The following is an 18,088-nucleotide window of genomic DNA, read 5'->3' as shown; positions in this document are numbered from 1 at the left end:
GGCCGTGTTCGCCCTCAAGGTCGCGCGGCGGTATCTGCTGTCCAATCCCAGCCAGACTCTGCTGCTGATCGCGGGGGTGGCGCTGGGGGTGACGGTGTTCGTCTTCATCACCGCCCTGATCGCCGGCCTGGCCGTGCGGCTGACCGATCAGGTCACGGGCGACAGCGCCCATGTCAGCCTGGAGCCGCCGACGCGCGTGGCGCGGGTTCTGGCGGGACCGGACTTGCCAGTGGAATCGGTCGCCCTGGTGTCCACCTTCCAGCGCAAGCAGATCCGCGACTGGCCGATGATCGTGCAACTGCTGCGGGCCAACCCCGCCGTCTCGGCCATCAGCCCGCAGATTTCCGGCAGCGCCTTCCTGGTGAAGAGCGAGGCGGTGTCGCCGGTGTCGATCCTGGGCGTGGACCCGCAGGGGATCGACGCCATCTCCCAGATCACGCCCAAGATCATCAGCGGCGACGGCGATCTGGGCGCGGACGGCCTGTTGATCGGGGTGCGCATGGCCGAGGATCTGGGTTTGAGCGCAGGGCAGTCCATCCTGCTGCGGACCGACCGCGGCGTGGAGCGTCAACTGACGGTGAAGGGCGTGTTCCGCACCGGCCTGCAGAGCCTGGATGAACGGGTGGCCTTCATGTCGTTGCAGACGGCGCGGCCCTTGTTCGTCCTGCCCGAAGGCGTGACCAATATCGAGGTCAAGCTGAAGAACCCGGACGACGCCCGCGCGGTCGCGCGTTTTCTGGCCGATGCGACGGGGCTGCGCGCCACGCCCTGGCAGGAAAAGAACCTGAGCCTGGAGGACGCGCTGAATGCACAGGGGCAGACCGGAACGCTGATCCAGATCTTTTCGCTGATCTCCATCATCATCGGCGTGGCCAGCGCCCTGGTCCTGTCCGCCTACAGACGGCGCGGCGAGGTCGGCATCATGCGCGCCTTCGGCGTGCCGGGCGGCTTCATCCTGTGGGTCTTCCTGCTGCAAGGTCTAATCATCGGGCTGGTCGGCGCCCTGATCGGCTGCGCCAGCGGCTACGGCCTGTGTCTCTGGCTGCAAGGGATCGTCAAGCCTGACGGAACCTCGGCCCTGCCCATCGCGCCGGAGCAGGGAGGCTATGTCGCGGCCCTGGTCCTGACCACGTTCGGGGCGGTGATTGCCTCGATCCTGCCCGCCCGTTCGGCCTCCCGGGTCGATCCGCTGGAGGCGATTCAGCAATGACGCGCGTGCTGCAGGCGAGGGGGATCGAAAAGGTCTTCCGCAACGGGGAAGAAGAAACCCGTGTGCTGAAAGGCGTCGACCTGGATCTGGACCGGGGCGAGCTGGTCGCCCTGCTGGGGGCGTCGGGGTCGGGCAAGTCGACCCTGCTGTCGATCATCGGCCTGTTGCTGCGCCAGACGGCGGGCTCCCTGTCGATCAGCGGCGAAACCGTGGACGGTCTGTCCCAGGCCCGGCGGGCGCGGTTCCGCAACGAGCGGCTGGGCTTCGTCTTCCAGTTTCATCATCTGCTGCCCGACTTCACCGCGATGGAGAACGTCGCCTTTCCCGCCGCCGCGCCGGCCGGCGGCATGTCGCGCCAGATGCGCGACCGCGCGCGTGGCCTGCTGGCGCGGGTGGGGCTCGAGGATCGCATTGACTATCCGGCGACGCGCCTGTCGGGCGGCCAGAAGCAGCGTGTCGCCATCGCCCGCGCCCTGATGAACCAGCCCGACCTGATTATCGCCGACGAGCCCACGGGTAACCTGGATCGCGTCTCGGCCGACCGCGTGCTGGACCTCATGCGCGAGGTGAACCGGGAGGAGGGGGCGACCTTCCTGATCTGCACCCACGACGAGGGCGTCGCCGCCCGCTGCACCCGCCGCCTGATGCTCAGCGACGGGCTGCTGATCTCCAATGATGTGGTCGGGCACGAGATTCGCGCCGACCTGCCTCATTCCTGACCCGGATGACGGGGCATGCCCGCCGCTCTGATTCAAAGGACCAGACGATGACCTTTTCCCTTTCCCTTCTGGCGGCGGCGGCCTTTATCAGCGCGGCTCCGGCGCAGGACGCTCCGGCGGCCAACGGCGTTCTGGTTCGTCAGGATGTCTCTCTGGACCTGGCCAACCGGCTGCTGGACGGCGTGCTGTCCACCTGTCACGCCCAGGGTCGCTCTGCAGTGGCGGCGGTGGTCGACCGCAGCGGCAACCTGGTCGCCTTGCAGCGCGACGACGTCGTCGGACCGCACAACACCCTGGCGGCGCAACGCAAGGCCTATACGGCGCTGTCGACCAAAACCGCGACCAGCGTCCTGGCCGAACGGGCGCGCAATGACCCCACGTCCCAGAACCTCAACACCCTGGACGAACTGCTGCTGCTGGGCGGCGGCGTGCCCCTGATCGTCGATGGTCAGGTCATCGGCGCCCTCGGCGTGGCGGGGGCCGGTGGGGCGGCCGGCGACGAGGGCTGCGCCACGGCCGCCATCCGCCAGCATTTGCCGACGCACTGAGTTCGAACTTGAAGGCGAACGGTCGTCGCCCCCGCCCGGGCCGTCTGATCCACAGGGCGGGCTGGCGCGTATCGGACGAGGCGCCATGTGGAGTTTCGAGACCGTGACGCGTCTTCATGATCGGACAGAGGCGCCGGCCTCCGGCATGATCGTCTATTACGACGGCGGGTGCCCGCTCTGCTCTCGGGAAATCAGGGTCATGCGGCGGCTGGACCGTCACCGTCGGCTGTCCTTTCTCGATGTGACGCGACATGACGTCGGGGACATGGATCGCGCCGCGCTGCTGCGGCGGTTTCATGTGCGCGGTTCAGACGGCCGGACCGTTAGCGGAGCCGCCGCCTTCGCCGCGGTCTGGCGCGAGCTTCCGGCCCTGAGCTGGCTGGGCCGACTAGCGGCGACCCGACCTGTTGGCGGAATTCTGGAGCTCGCCTACAGAGGTTTCCTGCGCCTTCGTCCTCGTCTGCAGACGGTCGTTCGTTGCCTGGAACGCGGGAGCAAGAGGCCGTGACCCAGGCCCCGCGCCCGGCGATGATCCTGGGCTGGTCCGGGGTCCTGCCTTTTGCCGTCCTGACGGGGGCTCTGGCGTTCGGGCTGGGCGATCCCGACCAGGTCGCGGGCGCGCTTCGGCTCTACGGGGCGGTCATTCTGTCCTTCATGGGCGGCGTGCACTGGGGCGTCGCGACGTTGCGCAGCGAAGCTCGGCTGTCGCCCTATGCGGTCAGCGTCCTCCCGGCGCTGGGGCATGGCGTTCGCCCCGACGCCGATCGGTCTGGTCCGGCTGGCCGCCGGTTTCTTGCTCTTTCTGGTCTATGACCTGAGATGTGTCAGGCTGGGCGACCTTCCCGAGTGGTATGGCCGACTTCGTCTATGGCTGACCCTGACGGTTGGTCTGTGCCTAGTCGCCGCCGAATTCATGACTTGACGCTCAAGATGAGCGCAAACTCACCCGACGCCGGCGCGGTGCGCGCTGGCCGTCATCCTGATCTGCACGGCGATGGAGGCAGGCCACCGGCTCCTCCTCAACGTTACCTTGGCGATAGGATTTGATGGCGGGCCGCTAGGCGCCTTGGTCGAATGGCAGGCGCTGGCCTACGTCGCGATCCCCTTGCATACGGCGGGCTTGGGCCTAGCGCCGAGACGTCCTTGGCGGTGTGGGCGCTTGTAGACCCGATGCGAAAAGCTGGCGCTCTGCGAGTCTGGTACGGTCGAATTCGGTTCTAAGCTCCTCTCCCGAAAGCGGACGTCGGCACTGGCATTGGAATGTCCTCTTTCGGGTAGGACACAAATGACCGGCTTCTCTAATCGGGCATGGGGGCTTTGAACGCCACCAGCGTAGTTACGTCATAAATCGGATTATCGGTATGAGGTATCGCCCAAATCCTGCTCCCGCACCCAAGATCCCAAACCCCCGCAGCCCTCGCTACGGGGGTTTTGTTGTCTTGGCCGGATGGCGTCGCGCTTTTCGTTGATCCGGCCGCAGATCGTCTATCCGGCGTGGTCATGCCAGCTTCGGTCGCGAGCGGAGCGATGTGAGGGGCGGCGGTGAATACATTGACACCCGCCTTCTTCTTTGACCATTAGCCGGCTTTCAGTGGGGTGGCGTCATGATCGGTTCGAGCGAGTTCAAGGGACGCGGCGAAAGGATCGTTGAGGTCACGCCCGCCGAACTGGCCATCGCCGAGGCCTTCGTCGCCGCGCGCCGCGCCGCCCGGGCGCTGCCGGACTATCCGGGCGCGATCCCGGCTGACCTCGCGCGCGCCTATGCGATTCAGGAGGCCGCCATCGGCCTCTGTGACGCTCGTCCGGTCGGCTGGAAGGTGGGGGGCGTGGCGCCCGACCTGCAGGCGGCGCTGGGCGCGCATCGGGTGGCCGGCGCGGTCTTGGCCGACCGCGTCTGGACCGTCGGCGAGGCGCCGACGCCGCTGCCTGTCATCGAAGGCGGCTTCGCGGCGATCGAGGCTGAATTCGTCGCCCGCATCGGTCCCGACGTCGATCCGACCCGCACCGACTGGACCCTGGAGGCGGCGGCGGACCAGGTCGAGGCGGTCTTCATCGGGGTGGAGTTGTCCGGCAGCCCACTGTCCACCATCAACGACCTGGGCCCGGTGGTCGTGGCCTCGGACTTCGGCAACAACCTCGGCCTGGTCATCGGCCCGGAACTGACCGACTGGCGCGCGCGCCTGGACGACATCGCGGTCGAGACCGTCATCGACGGCGTCAGCGTCGGGCGCGGCGGCTCGCTGTCGCTGGCGGGCGGGGCGCTGGAATCGGTGCGCTTCCTGCTGGAGCATCGCGCCCGGCTGGGGCGTCCCCTGGCCGCCGGGACCCTGGTGTCCACGGGCGCCGTCACCGGCGTGCACCGCGTGGGCGTCGGCAGCGCGGCGACCTGCGTGTTCGAGGGCGTCGGCGAGATTCGCTGCACGACCGTCGCGGCTGCGCCTTCCCGCGGCTGAGCGCACCTCCATATCACGCTGTTTTGGAGGCGGCGGCGAGCGTCAGACCGATTGGCCAGACGCCGCGGTTCGTTTAAGCTGCGGGCATGAGCCAGAAACGCCTCTTCCACACGGTCGCCGATCAGATTCTTCAGCTCATCGCTGACGAAGGCTTTGGGCCGGGGGCCAAGCTTCCCGGCGAGCGCGAGCTGGCCGAGCGCTTCGGCGTCAGCCGCGTGACCGTGCGCGAGGCCGAGGTGGCGCTGCAGGCCCAGGGCAAGCTGGCGATCAAGACGGGGTCGGGCGTCTTCGTCTGCTCGACGCCCCAGAAGGCGGACGCCCTGCCGCCCGTCAGCCCCTTCGAGGTCACCGAGGCGCGCTCCCTGTTCGAATCGGAGGCCGCGGCCCTGGCGGCCTCGGTCATCACCGACGAGGCCCTGGCGCGGCTGGACTACCTGGTCGAGGCCATGGGCGGAAAGAACCCCGACCTGGATCCCGACGCCGCCGACCGCGAGTTCCATCGCGTCATCGCCGCCTCGGCCAACAACGCGGCTGTCCTGCACACCATCGAAACCCTGTGGCGCATGCGCACCGAGCAGCCCGACGTCAGCGCCGCCCACCAGGCGGTCTGCGAGATCGACGACTCCTCGCGGGTCGAGGAGCACGCGGCCATCCTCAACGCCCTGAAGGCGCGCGACCCGGGCGCGGCGCGGCGGGCGATGCGGACCCACTTCAACCGCCTGCTCGCCGCCATGCTCGACGCCAGCGCCGCCTCGGCCCTGGAGGCGCTGGAGCGCCAGATGGCCGCGAGCCGCGAACGCTTCCTGATCAGCACGCATTCCGTCTAGGCCAACTGGTCTAGAAATTTCTCAGATTTATACGAACCAGGTGGTTGCCTTTGGCGACCTCCCTGATAGCTTTCCCCTGCGGGTGAAAAACCGCGAACAAGTCCGCGCCAAAGCGGACCGGAGGGGGAGGCCATCATGTTGTCGAGATTGGCGCTTGCGGCCGCCTTGCTGTGGGCCGGAGCGGCGTCTGCCCAGACGTCGACCCTGGTGGCCACGCCGGCGGAGTATCAGCAGGCTCTGCGCGGGGTTAAGCCCGGCGACGTCATCGTTCTGAAGGACGGGGTGTGGCGCGACTTCCAGATCCTGTTCGAGGCCGAGGGGCGGCCCGGCCGGCCGATCACCCTGACCGCCCAGACCCCGGGCGGGGTGGTGCTGTCGGGCCAGTCCAATCTACGGCTGGCGGGCAGCCAGCTGGTGGTGTCCAACCTGGTCTTCCGCGACGGCTGGTCGCCGACGGGGGAGGTGGTGTCCTTCCGCCGCTCCAAGGAGCATCGCGCAGTCGACAGCCGCGTCACCGGCCTGGTGATCGACGGCTACAACAAGCCGGACCGGGCCACCTCGGACAATTGGGTGGCGCTGTACGGCCACGACAACCGCTTCGATCACAACCACCTGACCGGCAAAAACAACGTCGGGACCACGCTCGTCGTCGTGCGCGACGAGCAGCAGGGCCTCGATAACCGCCACCGCATCGACCACAACTATTTCGGCCCGCGCCCCAACCTGGGGTCCAACGGCGGCGAGACCCTGCGCGTGGGCACCAGCGCCGACTCCCTGTCGGCCTCCAACACCGTGGTCGAGAGCAACTGGTTCGAGGGCGCCGACGGCGAGGTCGAGATCGTCTCGAACAAGTCGGGCGGCAACACCTATCGCGGCAACGTCTTCTATCACTCGCGCGGGTCCATGGTCCTGCGCCACGGCGACGGAAACCTGGTCGAGAACAATGTCTTCCTCGGCGGGGGCAAGCCGCACACCGGCGGCATCCGCGTCATCAACCGCCACCAGACGGTGCGGAACAACTACATGGAGGGGATCACCGGCGACGGCTTCACCGCCGCGCTGAGCGTGATGCACGGCGTCCCCAATTCCTCCATCAACCGCTACCATCAGGTCGTGGGCGCGGTGATCGAGAACAACACCATCATCGGCGCGCACAGCCTCTTCCTGGGCGCGGGCATGGACGCCGAGCGCTCGGCCCCGCCGATCGACAGCCGGTTTTCGCGCAACCTGATCGTCAATGTGGACGGCCACGATCCGATGCGGAGGCTGGGCGACCTGTCGGGCGTCGCCTTCACGGACAACATCCAGGCGCGCGACGTCGCCCTGGTGCGCGGCGCCAACGGTCTGCTGGTCCCCGAGACGCCGCAAGGCGCAGGCGCCTCGCCCGATCTGGTCATGATCCCGCGCGAGGCGACCGGGGTGGCCTGGTATCCCAAGGATGTTCAGGCCGTGCGCCTGGACCAGGGCGCCGAGATCGCCGTCGGTCCGGCCGAGGGCGCGCTGGAGGCCGCCGTCGCCGCCGCCCGTCCGGGCGATGTCCTGGTGCTGTCGCCGGGACGTTATGCGGTCGACCGGACCCTGACGGTCGGCGCGCCGCTGACGGTGCGCGGATCGGGGCAGGGGCGGGTCGAGATCGCCTTCTCACGGCCCTCTCTGTTCGAGGTGGCCAAGGGCGGATCGCTGAAGCTGGCTGGCCTGTCGGTGACCGGAGCCGACGCCCCCGACGAGACCGGCAACGCGGTGATCCGCGTCGCGCCGGGCTCCAGCGCGGCCAACTTCGACCTGGTGCTCGAGGACGTCGAGGTCCGTGACCTGACGGTCAATCGCGGCTTCAACCTGATCGCCCTGGGCAAGGGCGTCATGGCCGACCGCGTCCTGCTGCGCGACGTGCGGGTGGACAACATCACCGGCTCGGTGATCTCGGCCGCCGCCGAGACGGACGACCGGGGCACCTACAACGCCGAACTGGTGCAGATCGAAGGCGGCGCCTTCAGCCGCATCGGCGGCCCGGTCGTCGACCTCTATCGCGGCGGCACGGACGAGAGCACCTTCGGGCCGCGCCTGGTGATCAAGGGGGCGAGCTTCGAGCGGGTCGGTTCGGCCGAACGGCCGTCGATCCTGATGCGCGGCGTCCAGCACGCCGAACTGGTCGACAACACCCTGACCGACAGCGGCGCGATCAGCTTCTCCCACCGCGTCGGCGAGCCCGTGCTGGCCGTGGCGGGGAACCGCCTGGTCCGCACGCCCGAGATGCAAACCGACATCGCGCCCATCGCGGCGCGGGAAGGACACTGAATGCTGCGCGCCCTGCCTCTGACCGCCCTTCTGCTCGCCGGCAGCGCCCTGAGCGCCCCGGCGGCGGCTGCTCCCGTCGCGCCAGCCTCCGCCGTCGTTTCGGCCGAGACCGCGCCGGTGCTGACCACGCCCCAGGAATGGCGGCGGATGGCCGAGGCGGGGTCCGCCTATCCCCTGTTCGCCGTCGAGCGCGAGCGGGTCGAGGCTCTGGTTCGCGCCGCCATGGCCCAGGGCGTGAACGTGCCCACGCCGCGCGATCCCGGCGGCGGCTACACCCACGAGCAGCACAAGCGGAACTACCAGGCCATCTACAACGCCGGGGCCCTGTATCGGCTGACGGGCGACAAGGCCTACGCCGACTTCGCCCGCGACCTGCTGCTGGAATACGCCGAACTCTATCCGACCCTGGGCAAGCACCCGGCCGGGCGGGGAGAGATCCCGGGGCGCCTATTCTGGCAGACGCTGAACGACTCGGTCTGGCTGGTCTATTCGATCCAGGGCTATGACGCGATCCGCGAGACCCTGACCGCCGAAGAGCGTCGCCGCATCGACGACGACGTCTTCCGTCGCATGGCCGGCTTCCTGTCCCATGAGACGCCGAACAATTTCGAGCGCATCCACAACCACGCCACCTGGGCGGTCGCCGCCGTCGGCATGACCGGCTATGTGCTGCGCGATCGCGACCTGTCGGACAAGGCCCTGACCGGGCTGAAGAAGGACGGCTCGGCCGGTTTCCTGACTCAGGTCGACCAGCTCTTCTCGCCTGACGGCTATTATGAAGAGGGGCCCTATTATCAGCGTTACGCCCTGGCCCCCTTCATCATCTTCGCCGGCGCGATTGACCGGAACGAACCGGGACGCGGCATTTTCCAGCGCCGCGACGGGGTGCTGCTCAAGGCCGTGGATACGCTGATCCAGTCGAGCTACGGCGGCTATTTCATCCCGATCAACGACGCCATCCTCGACAAGGGGTTGGACACCGAGGAACTGGTCACGGGCGTGGCCTCCGTCTACGCGCGCACCCAGGACGCAGGCCTGCTGTCCATCGCCCAACGGCAGGGGCGCACCATACTGTCGCCCGAGGGGCTGAAGGTGGCCGAGGCGGCGGCCTCGGGCGCGGCGCGGCCCTACGCCTTCCGTTCGGTCCTGCTGAGCGACGGCCCTGACGGGACGCGGGGCGCCCTGGCCATCATCCGCGCGCGCGGCGAGGACGGTCAGGCCCTGGTCCAGAAGGCGACCGCCATGGGTATGGGGCATGGCCATTTCGACAAGCTGAACTGGCTCTTCTACGACAATGGCCAGACGGTGGTGACCGACTACGGCGCCGCGCGCTTCCTCAACATCGAGGCCAAGGCGGGCGGCATCTACCTGCCTGAGAACACCAGCTGGGCCAAGGCGACGGTCGCCCACAACACCCTGGTGGTGAACGAGCGCGACCAGTTCGGCGGCCACTGGCAGACGGGTGAGAACCACGCGCCCCAGGTGCTCTTCTTCGACAAGGCCGAGGGGACGCAGATCGTCTCGGCGCGTCAGGCCGGAGCTTATGAAGGCGTGACGTTCACGCGCACCCAGGCCCTGGTCGAGCATCCCGAACTGGAGCGGCCGGTCGTGATCGACCTGCTGCGCATCTCCGGCGAGCGTCCGGCGCGCTACGACCTGCCGCTGCACTACAACGGCCATATCATGAAGCTGGGCTTCGAGGCCGAGCGGGCGGTGGCCGAGCGCCCCGTCCTGGGCGCATCGGACGGCTATCAGCACCTGTGGGTCGATGCGGTCTCCAAGCCTTCGCAGGACAGTCGCAGCCTGACCTGGCTGCTGGACGGCCGCTTCTACACCTGGCGCTTCGCCTCGAGCGTGCCGGCCCAGGCCATCCTGGCCGAGAGCGGCGCCAATGACCCGGACTTCAACCTGCGCCGCGAGCCGGCCCTGATCCTGCGGGCCGACGGCCAGAAGGACGCGACCTTCGTCGGCGTGCTGGAGCCGCACGGCCGCTACGACGGGCGGGCCGAGACCGTGGTCGGCGCCGACAGCGCCATCCGCGACCTGCGCAGCGTGCGGGGCGCCGACGCCGAGGTGGTCGTCGTGACCCTCGCCTCGGGCAAGACGGTGGTCCTGGGCGTCGCCGACGATCCGTCGCCCCGCGCCGCCCACGTCGTCACGGCGAACGGCCGGACCTGGCGTTGGACCGGGCCCTGGGCGCGACTGGATCAATAGAGAGGCCGGCGCCGCGCGCGACCGGCCCGACAAGGGGAGGACCAGACATGCAAAAGAGATCCGCCATCCGGTGGGCCATCATCGCCATGATCGCCGTGGCCACGGTGATCAACTACATCGACCGCAACGCCCTGGCGGTGATGTGGCCCGAGATCGCCGGCGAGATCGGCGCGACCAAGGAGGACTACGCCCTTCTGGTCACCATCTTCATGCTCTTCTACGCGGCGGGCCAGTTCGCCTTCGGACGGCTGTTCGACCGCATCGGCACGCGCCTGGGATTCGCCTGGTCGATTGGCCTATGGTCGATCTCGATCGCCCTGCACGCCACGGCCAGCAGCATCGCCTCCTTCGGCATCTTCCGCGCCATGCTGGGCGTCAGTGAGGCCGGCGCCTGGCCCGGCGCGGTCAAGGCCAACGCCGAGTGGTTCCCGCCCAAGGAGCGCGCCTTCGCCCAGGGCATCTTCAATGCCGGGGCCTCGATCGGAGCCATCGTCTCGGCGCCGCTGATCGCCTTGCTCTTCCTGTCGCTGGGCTGGAAGGGCACCTTCCTGCTGGTAGGCGCCCTCGGCTTCATCTGGGTGCTGCCCTGGCTGGTGATCTATCGCGCCGGGCCGGACAAGCACCCCTGGGTCAACGCCGCCGAGCGCGCCCTGATCCTGGACGCCCCCGCCGAGACGGCCGCGGAGCCCGAGGCCGAACCCGCCAAGGCGCCCAGCCTGAAGCAGATGATGTCGCACCGGCAGAGCTGGGGCATCGTCCTGGCCCGCTTCTTTCTCGATCCCATCTGGTGGCTGTTCGTCTCCTGGCTGCCGATCTACCTGGCCGAGACCTTCTCCTTCGACATCAAGCAGATCGGCATCTTCGCCTGGGTGCCCTTCGTCGGGGCCATGCTGGGCAGCCTGTTCGGCGGCTGGCTGTCGGGGCGTCTGATCGCCTCGGGCCGCTCGGTCGACCGCGCCCGCAAATGGGTCATCACCCTGGGCTGCCTGATCATGGCGCCGGCCCTGCTGGGCGCGGTTCTGGCCAATGATCCCACGGTCGCCGTGCTGACCATCGCCGCCGTCCTGTTCGGCTTCCAGGTCGCCATCGGCAACATCCAGACGCTGCCCGGCGACGTCTTCCACGGCAAGTCGGTCGGCTCCCTGGCGGGCGTCGGCGGCATGGCGGCCGTGGCCGGGACCCTGATCACCACCTGGCTGGTGCCGGTCATGACCAAGGTTTCCTACGCCCCGATCTTCATCCTGGTGGCCGCGCTCGTACCGCTGTGCCTGGTCGCGATCTGGGTTGTGACCGGCCGCATCGAGAAGGTCGACGTCTCGTCGGCGCGCGGCTGATCCCCTTCACTCATCACTTTGCTTTCAAGGATTAAGAGCGAGATGAAACTCAACAACAAGGTGGCCATCGTCACGGGCGGCGGGCGCGACATCGGACGCGAGGTGTCGCTGAAGCTGGCCGCCGAAGGCGCCAAGGTGGTGGTCAACTACGCCAACGACGCCGCCAGCGCGGAAGAGACGCTGAGCATGATCGAGGCAGCGGGCGGAACCGCGGTGCTGCACCGCGCCGACGTCACCACGCCCGAGGGCGTCGACGGCCTGGTGTCGGCCGCCCAGGCGGCGTTCGGCCCCGGCGTGGACATCCTGGTCAACACGGCCGGCGGCATGGTGGCGCGCAAGCCCCTGCTCGAGATCGACGACGCCTTCTTCGACAAGGTCATGGACGTGAACTTCCGCTCGACCTTCCTGACGACGCGGGCGGTCGTGCCGCACATGTCGGAAGGCGCGGCCATCGTGAACTTCGCCTCCCAGGCGGGGCGTGACGGCGGCGGCCCCGGCGCTTCGCTCTATGCGGCGTCCAAGGCGGCGGTCATGACCTTCACCCGCGCCATGGCCAAGGAACTGGGTCCCAAGGGGATCCGCGTCAACTCCCTGTGCTGCGGCATGATCTCGACCCGCTTCCACGACGACTTCACCAAGCCGGAAGTGCGCCAGGCCGTGGCCAACGCCACCCCGCTGCGCCGCGAAGGCCGCCCGCAGGAAGCCGCCGACGTCGCCGTCTTCCTGGCGTCGGACGCCGCCAACTTCATGACCGGCGCCAACGTCGACGTGAACGGCGGAACCTACTTCTCCTGATCCGGGAGCGTGCGAAGGCGGGCGCGTCCCGCCTTCGCCGCGACCCTGTCTCCATCGAGGCCTTGCCATGATCCGTTCGACCTCTGTCCGGCTGCCGCTCCCTCGCCGCTTGAACCGGCGAGCGGCCTGTGTGGCGGCGGCCCTCGTCGCCGCTGCGGGCGCCACGACGGCCTCGGCGCAGGTCTGGACCCCGGTCTGGACCGCTTCGCCCGCGCCCGACCGGAAGGACGGCACGCCCGAGGCGCCCGTGCAGTTCGAAGGGCAGACCGTTCGCCAGGACATGCGTCTGGGAGCGTCGGTGCGAGGCATCCGGCTGCGCATCAGCAACGAACTGGGCGATGCGCCGCTGCGAGTCGCCGACATGAGGGTCAGCGGGCCGGACGAAGCTGCGACGACGCCCGTTCTCTTCGACGGGCGCAGCGAGGTGGTGATCCCGGTCGGCTCCGTCCTGGTCAGCGACCCGGTGGCTCTGCAGGCCCCGGCCTTTTCCCAGGTCTCGGTCAGCCTGCGCTTCCCCGAGGCGACCCGCCCCGCCGTACGCCGCACGGTTGTTCGGATAGGGCAGGGCGAGGCGACGCCCGGCGACGAGGTCGCCCTGGACTACCGCCAGAACGTGATCTCCGCCGTCTATGGCGAACGCGAGACGGCGCCGATCGTGGTGGTCGCTTTCGGCGACTCCATCACCGAGGGGGCGACGGCCACCCTGGGCGCCGAGCGCGACTGGCCCAGCGTCCTGGCGCGCCGTTTCGAGGCGACCTGCCCCGGCCAGGTCGTCGTGCTGAATCAGGGGATCAGCGGCAACAAGCTATTGGACCACGGCCGATCCCATTCGGGCCTGGCGCGGCTGGACCGGGACATCCTGGCCCTGCCTCAAGTCAACTACGTCATCGTGCTGGAAGGCATCAACGACATCCGGCACGGGGGCGATCCCGCCAAGCCGGGCCGCAACGCGGCGGACATGATCCAGGGCTATCGCCAACTGGTCGCCCGCCTGCACGATCACGGGGTGAAGGCGGTCGCCGGCACCCTGACGCCGTTCAAGGGTTCGGAGCGCTACGACGCCCCGTCGTCCGAGGCGCGCCGGACCCTCAACGCCTTCATGCGCGACGGCGGCGCCTTCGACGGGGTCGTGGACTTCGACGCGGCCGTCCGCGATCCGGCCGATCCCGAGGCCTTCCGCGCGGGCGCCGCCCGCGACGACAAGCTCCACCCCAATGACGAGGGCTACCGAATGATGGCGGAGGCGGTCGATCTGTCGCTCTTCGGGTGTGACGCGCGATGAGCGGGGTGGCGCGTTCGTGGGCGCTGCCTGTCGGCGGCGGCAAGCGGTGGGACCTGGCCGCCCTCGGCGAGGTGATGCTGCGCTTCGATCCCGGAGAGGGACGTATCCGCAGCGCCCGCGCCTTCGACGTCTGGGAGGGCGGGGGCGAGTACAACGTCGCGCGCGGGCTCAGCCGGACCTTCCGGCGGCCGACGACGGTGCTGACGGCCCTGCCGCGCAACCCCCTGGGGGCGCTGGCCGAAAGCCTGATCGCCCAGGCGCGCGTGGACGTCGGCGCCATCGTCTGGCGCGACTACGACGGCGTCGGGCGCGAGGCGCGGATGGGCCTCAACTTCACCGAGCGCGGCTTCGGCGTCCGCCCGCCCCAGGGCGTGTCAGACCGGGCGCATTCGGCGGCCTCGGCGCTCGAGCCGCAGGCGTTCGACTGGGACGAGGTCCTGGGCGCGAGCGGGGCGCATTGGCTGCACACCGGCGGGGTCTTCGCGGCCCTGTCGGCGGAGACGGCGCAGACGGCCCTGACGGCCGTGCGCGCGGCGCGGCGCCTCGGCGTCACCGTCTCCTACGACCTCAACTATCGCGAAAGCTTGTGGCGCAGCCATCCGGACCCCGAGGCCCTGCGCGCGGTCAATCGGGCGATCGTGGCCGAATGCGACCTGGTCTTCGCCGATGACCGGGGGCTGGCCGCCTGCCTGGGCCTGGTCAGCGAAGAGGTCGGACGGCGCGCCTGGCCGACCGATCCGGGGCCGCCGTCCAAGGCGGCGCAGATGGCCTTCGACGCCTTCCCGCAGCTGAGGGGAGTCGCCTACACCCTGCGCGATCCGAAGAGCGCCACCGTCAACGGCTGGCAGGGCGTCTTCCACGAGCGGGACGAGCGGTACGTCTCCATCGCCCGGCCCGACCTGGAGATCCTGGACCGCGTCGGCGGCGGCGACGCCTTCGCCTCGGGCCTCATCCACGGGCTCATGGCCGGCGAGAGCGCCCAGCGGGCGGTGGAGCTGGCGGCCGCCCACGGGGCGCTGGCCATGACCACGCCCGGCGACAACGCCGAGACCAACCTGGCCGAGATCGAAGCGCTGATCCGGGGCGAGCGCGGCGGCAGCCGCTGACGCCCGCCGGTCCGAAGGGAGAGGGCGTCGACGACGCGCCCGGCCGTCCGGCCCGGGCCGTCAGTGACGGCTGGATCAGAGGCTGGTCTGGGTGACTTATCCAACTGGTCCTGACAGTTGGTCTGGAAAATGATCAGCATCTGGTCTGAAAATGGGTTGACAGATGGGTAAGGCCAATCCAGCGTTCAGCCAACAAAAAGAAGCGCGGCTGGGAGGCACGCAATGAGGCAATTTGGGGATGCCGGAGCTCGTTCGGGCTCGGGCAAACGACTGACGACCGTCCTGCTGACGACGACGGCGATGATCATGATCGCCGCTCCGGCGTTCGCGCAGAGCGTCGATGCGGGGCAGGACGGGGGGGCCACCCAGGTCGACGAGATCGTGGTCACCGGCATCCGCGCGTCGCTGCAGAACGCCCTGTCGCAGAAGCGCAACGCCGACAACCTGGTCGAGGTCATCGAGGCCGAGGACATCGGCAAGCTGCCGGACCAGAACCTGGCCGAAGTGCTCGAGAACGTCACCGGCATCCAGATCACCCGCGAGGCGGGCGTCGGGCGCGGCGTGCAGATCCGAGGCACGGACGCGAACCGGGTCGAGATCAACGGCGTCTCCACGGTCGGGTCGGGCTCGGGCCGTTCGGGCATCAGCTTCGACGACCTGGCGGCCTCGATGATTAGCTCGGTCCAGGTCATCAAGGTGCCCGAGGCCAAGACCATCGAAGGCTCGGTGGGCGGCACCATCAACCTGCGGACCATCCGTCCGCTGGACCTGAAGGAACCCCTGATCGCCTTCCGCGCCCAGTCGGAATACAGCGACCTGTCCGACACCCTGACCCCGCGCTACTCGGGCACCATGGGCAAGCGCTGGGACACGAATTTCGGTGAATTCGGCCTGGTCGGCAGCTTCAGCTACGCTGAACAGGACGTCGCCGCCTTCCGGCCGCGCGTCGACCGCGACGCCGTCGTCACGCCTAATTCGGGCCGCGCCAGCGCCGAGGCCTTCCCCTTCCTGCGCATCCAGTTCTTCAACCAGGACCTGGATAATTTCGAATACGAGACCAAGAACTTCTCGGGTTCGGCGGAGTGGAAGCCGAAGGACAACCTGAAGTTCTATTTCGACATGACGCTGAACGATCAGCAGCGCGCCGAACAGAGCTCGACGGTCCAGATCTCGACCGTGTCGGACAACGGCGTGGTCGACAACACCAAGAACACCTCGTTCGAGACGGTCAACCTGGGCAAGGTCCAGGGGCCGAACGGCACGATCAACCTGGGCTCGGTCCAGGCCGCCCAGTCGGGCATCATCCTGCCGCGCACGAACGGCAACCTGGCGCCCTATCTGCGCACCACCAGCGACACGGGATCGCGCCTGACCGAGAGCCAGGTGTTCGCCCTGGGCGGCCAATGGGATCATGATCGGCTGACGGTCAGCGGCCAGGCGTCGCTGTCGACCTCGGACTCGACCCTGCCGAGCTTCAATACGACGCTGGAATTCGTCAATCCGAACGGGCCGCAGCCCGTCCAGGGCGTGTCGCTGGCCAATGGCGTGCCGATTGAGTTCGACCTGACCGGCGGCACCCTGCAGTTCGGCATCGCCCAGGGACAGGCCTCGACGCCCAGCGCGGCCCAGCTGCTCGACCCGGCCAACTACCGCCTGCAACAGGTGGCCCAGGGCCGCAGCATCCGTGAGAACGAGGAAAAGGCGCTGCGCCTGGACGTCTCCTACGCCACGGACGGCATCCTGCCCTTCATCACCTCGATCGACGCCGGTCTGCGTTGGAACGAGACGAGCGTGCTCAACGACAACGTCACCGGCACGACGAACTTCACTAACGTCAACTCGTCCTTCTTCCGGCCGAGCGGCGACCGTTTCTCGAGCCTGCTGATCGCCGGCCCGAACAACTTCAACGCGGCGGATGGCCGTCGCCTGTACTTCTCGGACTTCCTGATCATCGACGGCGCCCGCGCCTTCCGCGATCCGGCCGGGACCCTGGCCGAGCTCAACGCCGCCATCGCGGCCAGCAACAGCGCCAACGGCGCCAACATCCCGCTGATCGGCGAGCCGACGTCGCAGGCCAGCGCCTTCTTCGAGATCGTCGAGGACACCAGCACCGCCTACCTGCAGGCGAACTTCGACACCGAGGCCTTCGGCGTGCCGATGCGCGGCAACGCGGGCGTGCGCTATGTCAGCACCGACCTGAGCTCGGTCGGCAACACGATCGCGACCGGCGGAATCTCGACCCGGGCGGTGCACAACACCTCCTATGAGTTCTGGCTGCCGCGCTTCAACCTGGTCGCCGAACCGCGCGAGGACGTCATCGTCCGCGCCGGCGTCGCCCGCGACATCCGTCGTCCCGACTTCAACCGCCTGTCGTCCTCGGTGACCTTCGCCACCAGCGAGAACACCGCGGTCAACCGCGGCAACCCGAACCTGGAGCCGGAGACGGTCCTGTCGTTCGACCTGTCGGCCGAATACTATTTCGCCCCGTCCAGCCTGATCAGCCTCGGCGTCTTCCACAAGGTCCGCGACAACCTGTTCGCGAGCGTCACGGAAAGCCCGCCGGACAACGCCGTGAACGGGGTGGTGAACCGCAGCCGCGATCAAGCCTGCCCCGGCGGCGGCATCTACAACCCGATCGCCATCATCAACGTCAACAACCCGGCCAAGGGTCAGACGGGCATCTGCGTGCCGCTGACCTCGACCTTCAACGTCGACGGCGAGACGACCCAGACCGGCGTCGAGGCGGCGTTCCAGTACGACCTGTCGCAGTGGGAGGACCGCCTGGGCTGGATGTCCGGCTTCGGCTTCATCGGCAACTTCACCTATCAGAAGACCGGCGGAAACGTCGCCAACTACCGGACCATCGGCCTGACGCGCAACACGACCCGGGACCTGGGCTTCGACCCTCTGCCCCAGGATCTCATCGAGCTGGAGAACCTGTCCAAGTATGCGTACAACGCGACGGTGTTCTACGAGCGGGGCGGTCTGAGCGCGCGGATGCGCTACACTTGGCGCTCCGACTTCATCAACACCGAAGCCTTCACCTCGGCCTTCGACGTTCCGCGCGTCAGCGACGACCGCGGCCAGCTCAACGCCAGCGTCAACTATGAGATCAACCGTTGGGCCAGCGTCGGCGTCGAGGCGATCAACCTCACCCGTGAAGACGCCAACGAGTACTGCATCAACGACGATGCACTGCTCTGCTACAATGGCCTGACCGACCGCCGCGTGGTCGCGGGCCTCAACATCCGCTTCTAAGGGCGATCAACGTCCCTGAGGCAAGCAGCAGGCCGGTCCGCCCAGCG

13 protein-coding genes and 1 pseudogene are annotated in these 18,088 nt (G+C 68.6%); all 14 read left to right on the top strand.

Features of this window, described 5'->3' with window-relative positions:
* Nucleotides 1-4 precede the first annotated feature (4 nt).
* The 14 genes and pseudogenes from D8I30_RS01180 to D8I30_RS01110 all read left to right on the top strand — a co-directional run bounded on the left by D8I30_RS01180 (nucleotide 5) and on the right by D8I30_RS01110 (nucleotide 18,041).
* Nucleotides 5-1,210, top strand: a complete 1,206-nt coding sequence (locus D8I30_RS01180; RefSeq protein ID WP_121481113.1) for an ABC transporter permease — start codon at nucleotides 5-7, stop codon at nucleotides 1,208-1,210.
* Nucleotides 1,207-1,929, top strand: a complete 723-nt coding sequence (locus D8I30_RS01175) for an ABC transporter ATP-binding protein (protein WP_121481112.1) — start codon at nucleotides 1,207-1,209, stop codon at nucleotides 1,927-1,929. Before D8I30_RS01180 ends, D8I30_RS01175 begins: the two co-directional genes overlap by 4 nt.
* Nucleotides 1,930-1,976: 47 nt before the next feature.
* Nucleotides 1,977-2,477 carry a GlcG/HbpS family heme-binding protein gene (locus tag D8I30_RS01170; protein ID WP_121481111.1) on the top strand — a complete coding sequence of 167 codons (501 nt, stop codon included), beginning with the start codon at nucleotides 1,977-1,979 and terminating at the stop codon, nucleotides 2,475-2,477.
* Nucleotides 2,478-2,562: 85 nt separating this feature from the next.
* Nucleotides 2,563-2,985, top strand: coding sequence for a thiol-disulfide oxidoreductase DCC family protein (locus D8I30_RS01165; protein ID WP_240387276.1), 423 nt, complete (start codon nucleotides 2,563-2,565; stop codon nucleotides 2,983-2,985).
* 20 nt (nucleotides 2,986-3,005) lie between these two features.
* A pseudogene (locus D8I30_RS01160) lies at nucleotides 3,006-3,399 on the top strand (DUF3429 domain-containing protein).
* A 682-nt stretch (nucleotides 3,400-4,081) separates the two neighbouring features.
* The gene (locus D8I30_RS01150; protein WP_121481108.1) at nucleotides 4,082-4,930 is read left to right on the top strand and encodes a 2-keto-4-pentenoate hydratase; all 849 of its coding nucleotides are present in this window, start codon (nucleotides 4,082-4,084) and stop codon (nucleotides 4,928-4,930) included.
* Nucleotides 4,931-5,016: 86 nt separating this feature from the next.
* Nucleotides 5,017-5,757 carry a FadR/GntR family transcriptional regulator gene (locus D8I30_RS01145; RefSeq protein ID WP_121481107.1) on the top strand — a complete coding sequence of 247 codons (741 nt, stop codon included), beginning with the start codon at nucleotides 5,017-5,019 and terminating at the stop codon, nucleotides 5,755-5,757.
* 135 nt (nucleotides 5,758-5,892) lie between these two features.
* The gene (locus D8I30_RS01140; RefSeq protein ID WP_121481106.1) at nucleotides 5,893-8,052 is read left to right on the top strand and encodes a polysaccharide lyase 6 family protein; all 2,160 of its coding nucleotides are present in this window, start codon (nucleotides 5,893-5,895) and stop codon (nucleotides 8,050-8,052) included.
* Complete coding sequence (locus D8I30_RS01135) at nucleotides 8,053-10,266, top strand: heparinase II/III domain-containing protein (protein ID WP_121481105.1); 2,214 nt, start codon at nucleotides 8,053-8,055, stop codon at nucleotides 10,264-10,266.
* 47 nt (nucleotides 10,267-10,313) lie between these two features.
* The gene (locus D8I30_RS01130; protein ID WP_121481104.1) at nucleotides 10,314-11,600 is read left to right on the top strand and encodes an MFS transporter; all 1,287 of its coding nucleotides are present in this window, start codon (nucleotides 10,314-10,316) and stop codon (nucleotides 11,598-11,600) included.
* Between the two features lie 42 nt (nucleotides 11,601-11,642).
* Nucleotides 11,643-12,395: an SDR family NAD(P)-dependent oxidoreductase gene (locus tag D8I30_RS01125; RefSeq protein ID WP_121481103.1), complete on the top strand. Its 753-nt coding sequence runs from the start codon at nucleotides 11,643-11,645 to the stop codon at nucleotides 12,393-12,395.
* 130 nt (nucleotides 12,396-12,525) lie between these two features.
* Nucleotides 12,526-13,677: an SGNH/GDSL hydrolase family protein gene (locus D8I30_RS01120; RefSeq protein WP_205570734.1), complete on the top strand. Its 1,152-nt coding sequence runs from the start codon at nucleotides 12,526-12,528 to the stop codon at nucleotides 13,675-13,677.
* Complete coding sequence (locus D8I30_RS01115; RefSeq protein ID WP_121481101.1) at nucleotides 13,674-14,783, top strand: sugar kinase; 1,110 nt, start codon at nucleotides 13,674-13,676, stop codon at nucleotides 14,781-14,783. The genes D8I30_RS01120 and D8I30_RS01115 overlap by 4 nt, the downstream gene beginning before the upstream one ends.
* A gap of 222 nt (nucleotides 14,784-15,005) precedes the next feature.
* Nucleotides 15,006-18,041: a TonB-dependent receptor gene (locus tag D8I30_RS01110; RefSeq protein ID WP_121481100.1), complete on the top strand. Its 3,036-nt coding sequence runs from the start codon at nucleotides 15,006-15,008 to the stop codon at nucleotides 18,039-18,041.
* Nucleotides 18,042-18,088: the final 47 nt, after the last annotated feature.

It is taken from the genome of Brevundimonas naejangsanensis (assembly GCF_003627995.1).
GTDB classification, from domain to species: domain Bacteria; phylum Pseudomonadota; class Alphaproteobacteria; order Caulobacterales; family Caulobacteraceae; genus Brevundimonas; species Brevundimonas naejangsanensis_B.
This window is presented reverse-complemented; position numbering and strand designations above follow the sequence as displayed.